General features: G+C 47.5%; 7 protein-coding genes. 3 read left to right on the top strand and 4 right to left on the bottom strand.

From position 1 onward, the window contains the following. The first annotated feature begins 518 nt into the window (after nucleotides 1-518). Nucleotides 519-3,332, top strand: a complete 2,814-nt coding sequence (gene aceE / locus C6W44_RS12845) for a pyruvate dehydrogenase (acetyl-transferring), homodimeric type (protein ID WP_105246206.1) — start codon at nucleotides 519-521, stop codon at nucleotides 3,330-3,332. Nucleotides 3,333-3,357: 25 nt separating this feature from the next. Further along, nucleotides 3,358-5,124, top strand: coding sequence for a 2-oxo acid dehydrogenase subunit E2 (locus tag C6W44_RS12840; RefSeq protein WP_105246204.1), 1,767 nt, complete (start codon nucleotides 3,358-3,360; stop codon nucleotides 5,122-5,124). Nucleotides 5,125-5,385: 261 nt separating this feature from the next. Here C6W44_RS12840 and C6W44_RS12835 read toward each other — a convergent pair whose 3' ends face one another. Then, entirely contained in the window at nucleotides 5,386-6,015 is a 630-nt protein-coding gene (locus tag C6W44_RS12835; protein WP_105246202.1) for an OmpW/AlkL family protein, read from the bottom strand. A gap of 441 nt (nucleotides 6,016-6,456) precedes the next feature. Between C6W44_RS12835 and C6W44_RS12830 the strand changes: the two genes are divergently transcribed. Further along, a complete protein-coding gene (locus C6W44_RS12830; protein WP_100749413.1) occupies nucleotides 6,457-7,440 on the top strand; it encodes an ion transporter in 984 nt (327 codons plus the stop codon). A gap of 170 nt (nucleotides 7,441-7,610) precedes the next feature. On the opposite strand, the gene C6W44_RS12825 is transcribed toward C6W44_RS12830, so the two are convergent. The 3 genes from C6W44_RS12825 to C6W44_RS12815 form a co-directional block, all read right to left on the bottom strand. Beyond that, a complete protein-coding gene (locus C6W44_RS12825) occupies nucleotides 7,611-8,258 on the bottom strand; it encodes a TerD family protein (protein ID WP_075102129.1) in 648 nt (215 codons plus the stop codon). Between the two features lie 89 nt (nucleotides 8,259-8,347). Next, nucleotides 8,348-9,463: a helix-turn-helix transcriptional regulator gene (locus C6W44_RS12820; protein WP_105246200.1), complete on the bottom strand. Its 1,116-nt coding sequence runs from the start codon at nucleotides 9,461-9,463 to the stop codon at nucleotides 8,348-8,350. A gap of 224 nt (nucleotides 9,464-9,687) precedes the next feature. Then, nucleotides 9,688-12,438 (bottom strand): ATP-binding protein, encoded by a 2,751-nt coding sequence (locus tag C6W44_RS12815; RefSeq protein WP_105246198.1) that lies wholly within the window; start codon nucleotides 12,436-12,438, stop codon nucleotides 9,688-9,690. Nucleotides 12,439-12,584: the final 146 nt, after the last annotated feature.

Raw genomic sequence — 12,584 nt, 5'->3', positions numbered from 1 at the left:
TACAAAAATGAGATGAAAGTCTATTTATAGGGTATGAATAGCATAAAAGTTTACTCAAATAATATCTATTTAGTAACTCAAACTGTTACTACAGAGACGGTATTAATTTTTTATACATTCAGCAAGGTTGAATAGATACAGTTTAGCAAGTGATCAATAGTCATTTTTAAAAAAACTAATCATTATTTATTTAAAAAATACTTGTTATTTATCCATTTCTCTACAGCCATAAACAATTGCCTCGCAAACGCTTATAATAGAGTGTCAAAATCATCCATGACTGAATATACAGGGACAACAGTATGATCTGTTTTGTAGCTTCGTCCATTTGACGCATATGTCAATTCTCAGTGGCACTATTTTGTATAATCTAGCTGTATCTCACCGTATGAAACAAGGGAATGCTTGGACATATCAAGGAAGTCATAAGTAAACCGATATCTCACTTCACACCAGTATTTAACACAGCCTTACCGTCTAGATAGGTAGGTATGACTGATATAAAAGGATCGACAACAATGAATTATTACAAGGATGCTGACAGCACCGAAACCCAAGAATGGCTTGAAGCCTTTGAGTCTGTGATCAAACATGCAGACAAAGATCGCGCGCAGTTTTTACTAAAAGCCTTATACAATATGGCGGTGCAAGAAGGCCTGCCATTCAACCGCCTTGATACTGCTTATATCAATACCATCGCAGTCGAGGACGAGCCGATGTATCCTGGCGACTTGACCATTGAGCGTAAGATCCGTGCGCTGATTCGCTACAACGCGCTGGCAATGGTGATGCGTGCCAACAAAAACGATGATGATCTAGGTGGCCATTTGGCGACATTTGCCTCTAGTGCCACGCTGTATGAGACAGGCTTTAACCATTTTTTTCGAGCCGCAAGTGATCATTTCGGTGGTGACATGGTTTATTATCAAGGTCACTCCGCGCCAGGTATCTATGCCCGTTCTTATTTAGAAGGCCGCTTGAGTGAAGACCAGTTGGATAATTTTCGCCGTGAGGTCGGTGGTAAAGGCTTATCAAGTTATCCGCATCCCTATCTGATGCCGGACTATTGGCAGTTCCCAACGGTCTCTATGGGACTTGGCCCGATCATGTCGATTTATCACGCGCACGTCCATCGCTATATGGAAAACCGTGGCTTGCTCGAAAAAGAAGGCCGTAAAATCTGGACTTTCTTAGGTGATGGCGAGACAGACGAGCCGGAGAGCTTGGGTGCCATCTCACTTGCTGGCCGCGAAAAGCTAGATAACCTAATTTGGGTCATCAACTGTAACTTGCAACGCCTCGATGGCCCTGTGCGTGGTAATGGCAAGATTATTCAAGAGCTAGAGTCGGTATTTCGCGGTGCAGGCTGGCGCGTGATTAAAGTCATCTGGGGTGGTAACTGGGATACACTGCTTGATAAAGACGTGACAGGTGTGCTCAAGCACCGTATGGAAGAAGTGGTCGATGGTGAGTACCAGCTATATGAGGCACGTACTCCTGAATTTACCCGTAAAGAGTTTTTTGGTAAATACCCAGAGCTTGAAGAGATGGCCAATGAGCTGTCTGACCATGACATCGCGCGTCTAAACCGTGGTGGTCATGACCCAATGAAGGTCTATGCTGCCTTTAGTGAAGCCATGAAGACCAAAGGTCAACCAACAGTTGTCTTGGTCAAAACAGTCAAAGGTTATGGGCTCTCGACGCAAGCGCAAGCGGTGAATAAATCGCACCAAATCAAAAAGCTAGATCATGAATCATTGAAGTATTTCCGCGATCGTTTTGATTTGCCATTCAATGATGAAGAGCTTGAGACGCTGCCGTTTTATCGTCCAAAAGAAGACTCGCTTGAGATGAAGTACCTAAAAGGTCGCCGTGAAGCGTTGGGCGGTCATTTGCCAAACCGTCGTAGTGGTCATATTCCTCTAAATATTCCTGATTTATCGATTTTTGATCGTATCTTAAAGGGTAGTCAAGGTAAAGAGCAATCAACGACGATGGTGTTTGTGCGTCTGCTATCAGCGATGCTAAAAAACAAAGACATTCAAGATCGCGTCGTGCCGATCGTTCCTGATGAGGCGCGTACCTTTGGCCTGGAAGGCATGTTCCGTCAGTTAGGTATTTACTCGGCGTCAGGACAAAAATACACGCCTGAAGATAGTGAAGCGCTGATGGGCTATAAAGAAGCCATCGACGGTCACATGTTGGAAGAAGGCATCAACGAAGCAGGGGCGATGAGTACCTGGATTGCGCTGGCGACCAGTTATTCGGTCAACGCTTTGCCAATGATACCGCTGTATATTTACTATTCTATGTTTGGCTTTCAGCGTGTGGGCGACTTGGCATGGGCGGCAGGCGACTGTCAGGCACAAGGTTTCTTACTTGGTGCGACAGCAGGCCGTACGACGCTCAATGGCGAGGGCTTGCAGCATCAAGATGGCCATTCGCAGATTTTGTTTAACACCGTGCCGAACTGCGTGAGCTATGACCCTTGCTATGGTTATGAGCTGGCGGTCATCATGCATGATGGCCTACGCCGGATGTATGGTGAGGGTGAGCGCGTGTATTATTACTTGACCCTCATGAACGAAAACTACGAGCAGCCAGCCATGCCAGAGGGTGCGGAAGAAGGCATCAAGCGCGGGATGTATTTGCTAGAAGACAATGGCTCAAGCCAAGTACAGCTGCTTGGTTCTGGGGTTATCTTACGCGAAGTACAAAAAGCGGCGAAGATTTTAAAAGAAGAGTTTAATATCACTGCCAACGTTTGGAGCGTCACCAGCTTTAATGAGCTAACGCGTGACGGTATGGCATGTGATGACTACAATCGCTTGCACCCAATGGATGAAGAAAAAGTGCCATGGGTCACAGAGCAATTGGCACCGCATAAAGGGGTGGTGGTCGCGGCAACAGACTATATGCGTAACTACTCAGAGCAGATACGTGGCTGGTTACCTGATAGCCGTCCTTATACTACATTGGGTACTGATGGTTATGGCCGCTCAGATACCCGCGAAAAACTACGCAGCTTCTTCCATGTAGATGCCGCTCATATCGTGGTGGCGACGCTCAAGCGCTTGGCAGATGAAGGCGAAGTAGAAATGCGCTTGGTCAAAGATGCCATCTCAAGCTTTGAGATTGAGGCCGATCAGCCGCCAGCATGGCAGCAGCAGCCTTATTACGATCATTTCCCAGATGCACCAGCTCCTGACAACATCAACCCAAGCCCTGTGCCTGAGTTTGTCAGTGAAGAGGATGATGAAATCAGTAATGAAGGTCGCGCCGAAGATCAAGCTGACGCGACGCTGCTCAATAACGATGATGTCAAAGAATAATAACGATAAGACGAGGAGATAAACCATGGACATTAAAGCCCCCGATTTGGGTGTCGATAGTGCCGAAGTCAGCGAAATTATGGTCGAAGTTGGCGATGTCATCGAAAAAGACGACAATATCATTTTATTAGAGTCTGACAAGGCATCAGTGGAAGTACCAAGCTCTGCTGCTGGTAAAGTCACCAAAATCAGCGTTGCTGTTGGTGACCAAGTCAGTGAAGGCATGGTGCTCATTGAGCTTGAGAGCACTGCGGCCGATACACAAGCAAAAGCACCAGTCAGTGAAAAGAGCACTGATGACACCCGCAATCAAGCGGATGAAAAGGATGCTGGCGCACAGTCTGAGACCACAACTGAGTCTCAAGCTGGCGATGCTAGCTCGTCAGAGTCCAAACAGCCTGCGACGAGCGCGGGTACAGCCAGTACACATGCATTGCCAGATTTAGGTGTTGAAGAAGCGCAAGTGGCCGAGATTATGGTCAGTGTCGGTGATACCGTCAGTGCTGAGCAATCGATTTTGTTGATTGAGTCGGACAAAGCCTCGGTGGAAGTACCAGCCCCCATCGCTGGTAAGGTCGAAAAAATACTGGTCGAAGCAGGCGACATGGTCGCCAACGGTCAAGATTTTATTGTCATTATTGGTGAGGATGAGACCAATAGCACATCTGAGACACAGGGGTCTGAAACAGAGTCATCTGCAATAGAAGCCGCGTCAGCCAAGGCAGATAGCGAGGCTGGCAGCAGTAAGCAGCAAGCCAGTGCTAAAACACAGTCGACCGCTAAGCCAAAACAAAGCGCTCAAGCGACAGGCGCTAGTGCTGCCAGCAAAAGCGGTGGCAAGCTGACAGAAAGTCAAGTGAATGAAAAGCTTGTCGATGTGTATGCAGGTCCTGCCGTACGTAAGCTGGCACGCCAAATGGGTGTGGATATTACTCAAGTGAGTGGCTCAGCACTCAATGATCGTATCTTAAAAGAAGATGTGTTTGCTCATGTCAAAGAAAGCTTAAGCAAACAAAAAGCGGCGCCGACAAACAGCACTGGCGCTCAGGCAAGCCTGCCAAACTTACCCGATATGAGTAATACCGAGATTTGGGGAGAGACTGAGACTCAGGATCTAAGCCGCCTACAAAAGGTCTCTATACCGCAGCTTAACTACAATACCTTGCTGCCACAAGTCACACAGTTTGATTTGTCTGATATCACCGAGACTGAAAAACTGCGTGGTGAGCTCAAAGGCGGTATGAAAGCTGAAGGTATTGGCTTTACTATCCTAGCCTTTGTGGTAAAAGCGACGGCTCATGCCTTGACGCAGCACCCACGCTTTAACAGTCATTTGAGCGATGACAATACTCAGATTATCGTACGCAAAAGCGTCAACATGGGTATCGCTGTGGCGACGGATGATGGGCTTATCGTACCCGTTATCAAAAACGTTCAAGACAAAGGTCTTAAGCAGATCGCCATCGAAATAGGTGAGCTGGCAGCAAAGGCTCGCGATAAAAAGCTCGGTACCAAAGACTTACAAGGTGCAAGCTTTACGATTTCGAGCCAAGGGAACTTAGGCGGTACGGCATTTACGCCGCTGGTCAACTGGCCACAAGTCGGTATCTTAGGCGTCTCTGAAGCCAGTATGCAGCCGCGCTGGAATGAGAGTAAGCAGACTTTTGAGCCGCGTCTGATGTTACCGTTATCTTTATCGTATGATCACCGAGTGATTAATGGTGCTGATGCAGCAGTGTTTACCCGTTATATTGCTACCTTATTAGCCGATCCGCGCCGTATCTTGCTGTAGCTCTGACTGGCAGCACTTTTGAGTGCTGTTTGGCTAATAGCGGCTGATAGATTGCATCAATGGTTATGTATTATAAAAAGACTGTCAGCACGGATGGTCTTTTTTTACGGGCTTATGACATGACATTAAGTGCGCCAATATTATAGTGGATTGATTATAAAAAAATAACAATAAACAGATTGTAGCAAATCATACCAACAAAAAAGCCAGCACATCGGCTGGCTTCTTATCTAGTGTACTTTATTTGCTATGATAGATTTCTTAGAACTGTTTTACAAACGCCACGCCATATACCCATGGGCTGATATCGACTTCACCAATTTTATCACCGTTTAGGCTAGCGTCAGTTTTGATGTCCATGTAGCGCGCGTCAATACGGAAAGACTCAGTAGGTGCATATGGGATGTCAAGACCGATATGACCAGCAACGCCAACGCTATCGTCTAGCTCTAAATCATTACCGTTACCTAGGTAAACTCTTTCTTTAAAGAAAGTTGTATAGTTCACACCAACACCAACGAAAGGTTTCACATTCATAGGCATATTATAACCGTCGAAGTGATACTGTACAGATAGAGTAGGGGGTAGATGCTGAGTTTTGGCATCAACTTCGTTACCATTTGCATCAGTTAGCGTAATGTCATGATGGAATGGGATGGCTGCTAGTAGCTCAACACCAACGTTATCAGCGATGAAGTATTCGCCACTGATGGTTGGGCGCACATCGCCATCAACATCTACTGATAAGCCATTGTTTAAAGTACCGTTGTCGCTTTTAGGGTCAACATAGTGTGCACCAGCAGCCACTGTCCAAGTACCAGCAGGAACGGCAAAAGCAGAAGTCATAGTAAGTGCAGTAGCAGCGGCTAAAACTAGGGATTGTAGTTTCATCGTTTGATTCCTTAACGTAATAGAAGATTATCAGTCAGCTAATGAGGGATGACAGTAGTGACCAATACATAATATTATGATTATTGATTAATCTGTAACATTATAATGCCATTATAATACAAAACCACAATTTCTGTAAGGTAATAAATGGTTATTCTCAGTATTAAACCAAGACTTTTGCGTAAAGTTATCGATATGGAGGTATTGTGAACTTTTAGAAGTGAGTTATAGATAATTGCCTTTACGCTGCTGATAACTGTCTATATTTACTATAAAAATTTTGTATAATCTGAGGGCACACGCTAGCTGTGGATAACACGCAGCCGCCGATCGACGCCTTTTAGGTCAGCTTTGGCATTATGGCGGTCACGGTAATGTTTTTTGCGGCAATGGCGATTTATTTTATTTATCCACGCGCGGGTTTTACCGCATAAGGTCAGCATGCTATTCCAATCTATACGGCGCTTACGTTTTTTTGTTTATGATATTTTGCAAAACGATGAGCATGACACTCGGTTTAGCCGTTATGTGGACTACTTCCTGATTTTTTTGATCATGACCAATGTCGCCGCTGTGATTGCCGAGTCTGTAGACAACTGGTATTACCCTTATCAAGACTATTTTATTTGGTTTGAAAATTTCTCTATCGTTATTTTTTCTATCGAGTATTTGTTGCGTCTGTGGAGTGTGGCCGAAGCCAAACCAGATAATACCACTTGGCGTCAGCGCTGGGAGTGGCTCAAAAGCCCGTCGGCGATGATCGATTTGATTGCAATCGTCCCTGCCTTTTTAAACTTCTTTGTCTCTATTGACTTACGCTTCTTGCGTATCTTGCGTCTATTTCGGATTCTGAAACTCACCCGCTACTTTGCCTCTATGCGTATCTTGCTGGTGGTCATTAGTAAAGAAAAAGGCTCGTTTCAAGCGGTTATCTTTATATTGATTATCATGATTGTCACCGCCTCTAGCGGGATTTATTTGGTCGAAAATCACGCACAGCCAGATGAGTTTGAGTCGATACCGAAGGCGATGTGGTGGGCGGTGGTGACGCTGACGACTGTCGGCTATGGTGATGTCACACCGATCACCAATGCAGGCAAGATATTGGGTGCCGTCATTACCATATTGGGTGTGGGTCTGGCGGCATTGCCAGCTGGTATTTTGGCGACTGGTTTGGCCAATGAGCTGGCTCAGCGCCGCGAGGAGTTAGAGCAGCATTTTCGTGAGCAACTGATTGACAGTGATTTTGATTTGGTGCAAAACCAGATGATGATTGACAAGATTCGCCGTGAGCTCGGGCTGGATAAGGAGCAGGCGCAAAATATCGTTTTACAAGTACTGCGTGAGCAAGAGCTTGAGCGCCGCGAAAGAGAGGTGAAAAGGCGGCAAAAGAATTACTGCCCGCACTGCGGCGAGCCGTTATAGAGCAGTGCACTACTCAACACGCCCTAGTCTTTTTTATCCGTTTTGTGTTTGAGAGGTTTTTACAGCTTTATTTCGACAGCTTCATTCCTGCGATTTCATTTTTATGGTCTCATTTTCTGGTTTTAATGGCTGCAGTCAAACGCTGTGGCTGATTTCTCTTTATAGGCTTTTTATAGGCCTTGAGGGATAGGAAGGGCGCGCGCCAGTTCATAGGCGACTTGCTGCGCGGCTGTGGCCAAATCCTCTGCTGCCAGTGGTAAGTTTTGCAAAGTTAGATGCCAGTCATCTACTTCTCGGCGCAAATGAGCGACCCAAAGTGTTTGGCAGTCGCGTGGCAGCTGTTTGAGATTGACTTCAAAACAGCGATTGCCTTCATCATCACTCAGGTGTATCTCGCCTTTTTTGACTCGAGAAAAAGGATGGCCGTGATAAGAGTTGGCCATCATGGCGATATGGGTGATATGCGCAGGAATTTTGTCTAAATACAGTCTGATCTGCTCTTGATCAAGCGGTGCCAAATACATGGCCTGCTCACCGCGATCTTTGCCATTTAAGCTATCGCCTTGATGGCGTACCGACTCCGCTTTGTCTCGCAGCTGCTTAAACCAAACGATATCGCTGATGGTGCAATTGTCATCGTATAACGCGCACGCGATGTCGATATCTATCGCGCCTTGGTTTTTTTTAAAACGTTTTAGCAGTCCCTTTGGCTCAATTCTGGTAAATTCGTAGTTTAGCGCAAAAAACAAAGTCCCCGCATCTAAGCCTAGTCCTCTTAAGCTGTCGGAAAGTAGTGGCGATGGGGTCGTGGTCGACATAGTATTCCTTTTACAATGGTTCGAGTTGCAATGGTTCGAGGATGTTATCGTAGTTTGAGTCTGTAACGCTTAAGACAAAATAACACCAGTTAATCAGGCTTATTATCAGTGGCGTTATTGGCACTGTTATCCAAGACGGCTCGATATAGCAGCTCAGGATGAGCATCGAGTAGGCCACTACCAAAGCCGCGTAACCACCAAACCAGCTGTGAGGTTAGGTTGACCGTGGCTTTGATGGTTAGGGTGTCGTCATCATTGACGGTAACGACTTGATCGTCACTAAGCTTACTTTCTGTCAGACTCTTTCCAGCTTGTTTGGTGAATTGTAGCTCAATGGCCGTGTTTTTGCCACGCTCAGGCAGCTCGACAAACAACGGATGACTAAAGCCCATACTGCCTGCCTCCAAATAGGTATCAAGCTGAAAATCCTCTGGCGTTTGTGCCGGACTCTCTAAAATCTCAACGCTATCAAACCGGTGCAGAGCAAAGGTGCGAATGATGGCTTCTGGGTCATCGGTACGGGTCGCTAGTAAATAGATAATCACGCCGCGCTGAATGATGGCAATGGGGTTTAGCGTATATTCGCTGGCCTCATTTTTGTTGCTACGGGTGTAGCAGGCTTTGACCTGCAATTGATAAAAAAGCGCGTGATACAGATTGTCTTTGCTCTCGAGGTCAATGTGCGGGGCGATTAAGGGCTGAGTAGCAGGCTCAATGCGTACTCGGTCGATCCAAGAGTGCGTGACTTTACTGTTTTTTAGTTGTCGTCTTGCTAAATCAAACCAAGGAAACAGCTCGTCTAAAATCACGGGCGGTAATAGCTGGGTGAGATTGGCCTCTACCATATTAAAAGCCACCGCTTGTGATAGATTCATATGCGGTAGGCTGTGTAGCGGGGCATCGTCACGCCAGCGCCAGCCTTGCGGGTTGGCGTTGTTTTTTTCGATGGGAAAGCGTTTGGACAAGGCGTTTAGGTCGCGCTGTACGGTGCGCAGACTGATGTCAAACCCTGCAAGTTTGAGCTGCTCGTAAATGTGCGTCGTTCCCACCCAGCGATTGCGCTGTAGCTGTGAGAGTACTTGCCACTGCCGCGCCGTGGTTGCCGCGCCATGACGATTATTATGATGAGTCTCTGCAGCAGGGGCATCGGTGCTCGTGCGCTGCTCGTCTATTCGCTCATCTGTGAGGGTATGATGTACAGTCATTCAGAGATAACCTTTATGAAGTCACAAATCAATGTCGCAATCGATATGGATATTTTAATGCTAATATTTTAACGCTGGTATTTTAATGAATCCGTCGCCGGTTATCATGGCAGAAAAGCAGCTTGACGTCTATCTTGACAGCTATGTTGTGTCTATCATTGATGAGCAACGCATGGTAAACGACGGTAGCAGGTCGTCAGCCCATGCTCTGATGCCTGTCACCATCAGGGCTGGGAGATATCAGGCGACTCATCAGCTGTCGTGATATCCGCGCTTGAGTCGTCATTACCTTTTTCATCTTTCTCTTCTTGATGTTGACGTCTTTTTTTCTTGTCTTTTTTCTTTTTTGCCTTGCGCTTTTTTTGGCCGGTTTGCTTGACGTCTTTATCCTCAATATCATCATCGACGTTTTGGTTTTCGTCCCACAGCAGTAAGCGATTTAATACTTTGCCAAACAACGTGTCTTTACGATAGCGGCCTTTTTTATTCATGGTGTCGACAGGCAGTCCTGTCATCAGTGTCAACGCTTCACTTAGGCTCTGCACCCCATAGATATGAAATTTACCAGCTTTGACTGCAGCGATGATGTCGTCGCGCAGCATCAGCTGCTGGACGTTGGCAACAGGGATGACCACGCCTTGCTGACCTGTCAGTTCTTGCTCGTGGCAAGCATCAAAAAATCCAGCGATTTTAGCGTTGATGCCACCGACAGCTTGTACCTCACCTAATTGGTTCATGGAGCCAGTAATGGCTAAGGACTGATCGATTGGCACATCTGCTAAGGCTGAGAGCAGCGCGCAGCCTTCGCTGACCGTGGCGCTGTCGCCATCGATCTGCGCGTAGCTTTGCTCAAAAGCAAGTGAGGCACTAAAGTTAAGGGCGTGGTGTTGACTAAACAGCGCCCGCAAATAGCTGGTCATAATCAGCATGCCCTTAGCATGTAGACTACCGCCCAAATCCACATCGCGCTCGATATCGAGAATCTCACCTGCGCCGATGTTGGGTTGAATGACGGCGGTGAGGCGTGCTGGCATGCCAAACTCGCTATCGGCATAGCTGACCACGGTCAGGGCGTTGACTTGCCCGACCGCATGACCTTGGGTTTGAATGAGCTGCTGGCCGTTTTTTAGCTCATCCCAGTATAAGTCGCGCAGATACCCTGAGCGCTCGTCCATATCCTCAATGGCTTGCATGACGTGATGGGCATCAACGATATGCTGGCCATCTAAGCGCGCATGGCGATCAGATTCGTGCAGCAGTTTGATCAACAAGTCGCTGTGTAAGCTTAAGCGGTCTTGGTCTTCGGCTTGTAAGCTCAAATGCTCAAGCAGCGCCGCCTGTGCATTGCGATCGAATGGACAAAGGCTAGCATGATCGATGATATCAGCCATTTTTGCCACCAATGCCAACTCGTGCTCAGGGCTGCGCGTCACATCGTCGTGGAAGTCGGCGCGCACCTTAAAGACGGCATCAAACTCAGGCTCAAGCTCCAAAAGCTCGTAATATAGGTCAGCTTCGCCCAGCAAAATCACCTTGACCTCAAGGTCAATGGGTGACGGCGCAAGCGATAAGCTACCCGTTAAAGTCAGCATTTGCTCAAGGCTAGAGAGTTTGATTTTGCGTGATTGCAGAGCGCGTTTAAGGCCTTGCCAAGCATAAGGATGCTCAAGTAAATGACTGGCCTCCAACAACAGGTAACCGCCATTGGCACGGTGTAGAGCGCCCGCTCGAATCATACTGACGTCAGTGGTGACTGTGCCCAACTGGGTGATTTGCTCGACATGTCCCAATAGGTTTAGATGCGTCGGCAAATCCTCAAAGACCACAGGTGCACCACTGTCTGGCGCGTGACTGACGATGACATTGACCGCATAACGACTGGGAGTGGTGGCCAGCGCTGCTGTGACAAACTCTTCATCATCGCCATTGACGATGCGCTCGGCATGCGTGACCATATCTGCAGATACGGCTTTTAGGTAGTCGACGACTTGTGGCTGAGCTGCAAACTGCTGATAAACTGGGGCAAATAATGGCTGTAGAGCACGGCGTGCAATGTCACGATGCAGTGTCTCGATGGCGTCATTGGCTTCGTCTTCTAGTTGCTCTAGTGCGATGGTGAGCTGACTTAGGCGCTTTTGCATGTGGTTTTTTTGTACGAAGTTGTCGAGCTCGGCTTCGTACTCGTCATCGCCAGAGAGCATCTCGTCTTGCTTGCCACGACGATGCGCCGTCTCATTGGGCTTGGCTGCGGCGTACGGATTATCTGACCTAGGGCTGGCGGGAGTGTGCTCAGCGGCGGTATCGGCGGCGAGCTGACTTGGATGGACAAACACCGCTTTGTTATCAAACGAGCGAAACGTCAAAGCCAAGTCGTATTGCTTGCCTTCGGCATTGAGCACATCATAAGCCTGGCTTTCTTTTTGATGGGTGGCGTTTTTGATGGCTTCTATTTTGCTTTGGTATTGATCACTGCGAAAACGCTGACTGAGGCGTTTTTTGGCTTGCTGCCACAATTGACTCACCTGCTGCTGCAATATCTCTGCTTGTCCAGCAGGTAGGGATAATGCTTGCGGCGTACGAGGATCAGCGAAATTATGCACATAGACCCAGTCATCAGGCGTTGGCGCATCGGCAGCGATGCGAGTCAGTAAACGGCTGATGACCGTACGTTTGCCCAAACCGTTTTCGCCCGCGGCAAACACATGATAGCCACTGGCCTTGATGTCTAGGGCGGTTTGCAATGCTTTTAGCGCTCGCTGCTGGCCAAAGCCCACGTCCAAATCAGGGGCAGTTCGGGTGTCGCTTGGCAGTGCCGTAGGATCGCTGTAGCGCTTCAATTGCGCGGCGCTTAGGTGGCAGTGCTGCTTCACTTCTAAAAAACGTGGATGCAGCTGTGTTACCTTTTTTGCGTGTTTTGTCTGTTCTTTGGTGGTGTCTATTGCTGGGTCGGTCAGCTGAATCGAGGGTGTTACCATATCATTAGTGTCTTGTTTGGTCGCGTTTTTGATGATTGGGAAGTGTTGCTATGAGGTGGTTTGATTATCGGTGTCTGGGATGCGGCCTTTAAAAATGAGCGATTGGTTTTTTAGTATATTTCATCATAAAGCTGCGGTCTTTGCTG

It is taken from the genome of Psychrobacter sp. Marseille-P5312 (genome assembly GCF_900291405.1).
GTDB lineage: Bacteria > Pseudomonadota > Gammaproteobacteria > Pseudomonadales > Moraxellaceae > Psychrobacter > Psychrobacter celer.
This window is presented reverse-complemented; position numbering and strand designations above follow the sequence as displayed.

Bases quoted from the DNA above. Each gene is read 5' to 3' on its own strand.
- aceE (WP_105246206.1), top strand. From the start codon at position 519: ATGAATTATTACAAGGATGCTGACAGCACCGAAACCCAAGAATGGCTT.
- C6W44_RS12835 (WP_105246202.1), bottom strand. From the start codon at position 6,015: ATGAAACTACAATCCCTAGTTTTAGCCGCTGCTACTGCACTTACTATG.
- C6W44_RS12825 (WP_075102129.1), bottom strand. From the start codon at position 8,258: ATGTCGACCACGACCCCATCGCCACTACTTTCCGACAGCTTAAGAGGA.
- C6W44_RS12820 (WP_105246200.1), bottom strand. From the start codon at position 9,463: ATGACTGTACATCATACCCTCACAGATGAGCGAATAGACGAGCAGCGC.
- C6W44_RS12830 (WP_100749413.1), top strand. From the start codon at position 6,457: ATGCTATTCCAATCTATACGGCGCTTACGTTTTTTTGTTTATGATATT.
- C6W44_RS12815 (WP_105246198.1), bottom strand. From the start codon at position 12,438: ATGGTAACACCCTCGATTCAGCTGACCGACCCAGCAATAGACACCACC.
- C6W44_RS12840 (WP_105246204.1), top strand. From the start codon at position 3,358: ATGGACATTAAAGCCCCCGATTTGGGTGTCGATAGTGCCGAAGTCAGC.